Here is a 2,755-nt window from a genome sequence, read left to right on the forward strand (position 1 = left end):
ACCCGCCCAACCCGTGCTCGTCGCCCAGTCATTGGCCACATTGCCATTGGTGTCCACAAACCCGACGTGACCACCGGCAGCATCAAACGACACCGGCGAGGTCTGGGCCCGGTCATCGGCGATGTTGTCGTATCGATAGGGACTGAAGGTGCCGTGCCCAGCGAAGTAGGGGTACGGAATGTGGCGCCGCACGGCACCGACACTGCCCGCCTCCTCCAGGCCGTCGTACTCGGTGTGAGCGGAGTTGGTCCAGCCGTTGAAGATGACGACGTGCCCGGAAGCGCCGGATGCGGTGTTGAGCAGGATATCGCCCGGCTTGAGGTCCTCCTTATTGATGGCGGTGGAGAAGTCCGGCAGGCTCCCGGTGGTCTCACCCCAGTTGTTGGCGCTGGATGAGGCCAAGTTCCAGGCCATCGAGACGAAGCCGGAACAGTCGGTGCGGTACCTCCCGTTGGCGTCCGTCCGGTAGGCGTACATGCTGTACGGCACACCGGCGTTTACCCAGCTCATCGCCCGGGATATGACGTCCGAGCGGGTGACGGCCGACGCGGTGCGCTGGTTCAGGGTCGGTGCCGTCAGCGAGCGGGAACCCGCCTTCTTTGCGGCGTCGACCAGCTCCGAGGCCGTCGCCGTCGTCGGATTGGGGACAGTCGGAACGAACACACTCTGGTAGCCGGAGGTCGAGGCAGCGACGGCGACCCCATCGGGGTCGGTAGGCGCCGCTGCGGCGGGACCGACGAGCGTCCCACCAAGCGCACCCGCTACAGCAACGGCGAGAGTGGTTCGTAGGACAAGGCGAAAGGACATCTTCAACTTGGGTAACTCCAGTAGCAGAGATGGATGGATGGAAGAGCGCCCGCTCGTGCTGTGACCGCGTGGCTGCTGCCCCAGCGGAGTCCCTTCTCGCCGCGGATGCGGGCGAGTTCCCGGCGCTGGACGGCCAGGAGTTTCGGGGGTGGCGGGCGTTGGCGTTGCGCACCGGAGGATCAGGGGGGTGCGGGCTACCGGGAGTGGTCCGCTTCGGTCGTGCTCCGGTAGTGCCGCGCGCGGCCAGTGGGTGGGCTGGTACTTCTCCCAGGTCTGGATGGGGATGCGGGGGCCGTCGTCGGCGGCGTGGTTGGCCAGGCCGTTGAGCCCGAGGTCGCCGGGCGCACCGTGCTGACGGACAAGATCTTGTGCGATGACTGATTGTCAGGACAGCTGACCTGGTGATGGACAATCAATTCCGTACAAGTGCGCGGCGTTCCGCTGTCCTGACAAAGTCCGTACAACGTCCTGACAACGTCCGAGTGCACCGTTGGACAGCCGGACAATCACTGTGCGCAGGGACGATCAGAAGTCAGCTGCAGTGGCTCCAGCCGCTGGTCCACGGGGTGACCGTGAGGGAGCCGTCCTAGTACTCCAGCAGTGCTTCGCTATCTGGCCTGGTCAGAGGCGTCGTGGGGAGTGTAGTGGGCTGTTGGTGAGAGAGGGGTGGTCTTCGCGGAACGCCCCTCTGCCGGGTGCAGGGCGGACATGGCGGGGCTCTGGCGCGGACAGCCTCACGGCGTGATCGACGAACATGCAGACACTGTCTGGGGCCGAGACCTCGACGACCTCTTCCTGCGCATCGGCTCCCGCTTCGGACGTGTCGATCTGCGGCGCCGAATGCGTGACTACGTGCGTGGTCTACTCGCTCCTGTCGGCCGCAAAAACGGCTGGCAACTGGCCGAGTTCGCCGGACATCGCACCCCCGACGGTCTCCAACGGCTGCTGAACAGGGCGGCCTGGGACGCCGACGATGTCCGCGACGACCTGCAGGCATACGTCGCCGAGCGCCTCGGCGAGGACGGTGGGGTCCTCGTCATCGACGACACCGGCTTCATCAAGAAGGGCACCACTTCGGCCGGCGTGCAGCGCCAATACTCGGGCACCGCCGGGGCTCGTATCTGAATAACTGTCAGGTTTGATCTTCCTTGACGGCAGACTCGGGCAGAAGGGCTTGGAGCTGTTCGAGGGTTCGGGCGGGCGATGCGGGCAGGGGTGTGACGTCGATGCGGTGCAGGTCCAGGAGCCGGTGGCCGTCCTGAAACTGGTTGGAGAGGTTGGTGCGGGTGACGCCCAGCAGCTGGGCCAGGAGAGTGCTGGTAATCGCCCTGCGGCGGCGCAACAGCGCTGCCAGGAGGCGGTGGTAGTGGTCGATGCTGCTGGTCTGCGGGTGGAGGTAGCTGCGGGGACGGTGGAAGCGCCGCTGGAAGGCGGCCTCGGCGAGGGCGTCCCAGTACGGCTCGGAGACTGCCACCAGGCGTTCGAAGTCGGACCGCGGCATGCCGGTCAGGGCCGGATCGCTGAGCATCTCGGTCAGGCCGGGGTCGATCCGGCGGGCGGCCGGCGTGGCTTCCGGAAGTCGGGGTGGAACGGGGGCGAGGGTGTAGTTCCAGTCGCCGTGGAACGCATCGGGCGTGATCGGCAGGGACTGGAACTCGGAGGCGCTCACCGTGGAGCCAAGAGGGTAGCTGCCGGTGTCCAGCTCGGCGCCGATGGTCAGCCCGGTGCGTGTGGTCGTCGCGGCGATGGTCTCGATGACGACCTCGTAGCTGGTCAGCGGTCGGCCGCGCCAGTTCGCGGTGATGTGGCAGAACATTCGGTGTTCGATCTTGTTCCATTTCGATGTGCCCGGTCAATGCCGTTGCTTGAAGCTATCAAGCAGTTCGTGACATCGGGATAGCGCGGTCGTTGGGCCTGGCATGCATCCATGGGTGGGGTTGTCCGAGCA

At 66.0% G+C, this 2,755-nt stretch carries 1 protein-coding gene and 2 pseudogenes; 1 reads left to right on the top strand and 2 read right to left on the bottom strand.

The features are described from left to right. Positions 1-807, bottom strand: an 807-nt coding sequence (locus AB0442_RS42115; protein ID WP_366168795.1) for an NlpC/P60 family protein, incomplete at its 3' end; no start/stop codon positions are given. Between the two features lie 840 nt (positions 808-1,647). Between AB0442_RS42115 and AB0442_RS42120 the strand changes: the two are divergent. Then, a pseudogene (locus AB0442_RS42120) lies at positions 1,648-1,920 on the top strand (transposase); the annotation flags it as partial. Positions 1,921-2,404: 484 nt separating this feature from the next. Here AB0442_RS42120 and AB0442_RS42125 read toward each other — a convergent pair. Next, a pseudogene (locus AB0442_RS42125) lies at positions 2,405-2,659 on the bottom strand (ISAzo13 family transposase); the annotation flags it as partial. Between the last annotated feature and the right edge of the window lie 96 nt (positions 2,660-2,755).

The sequence above is a fragment of the Kitasatospora sp. NPDC085895 genome (genome assembly GCF_040702125.1).
Classification (GTDB): Bacteria; Actinomycetota; Actinomycetes; order Streptomycetales; family Streptomycetaceae; genus Kitasatospora; species Kitasatospora arboriphila.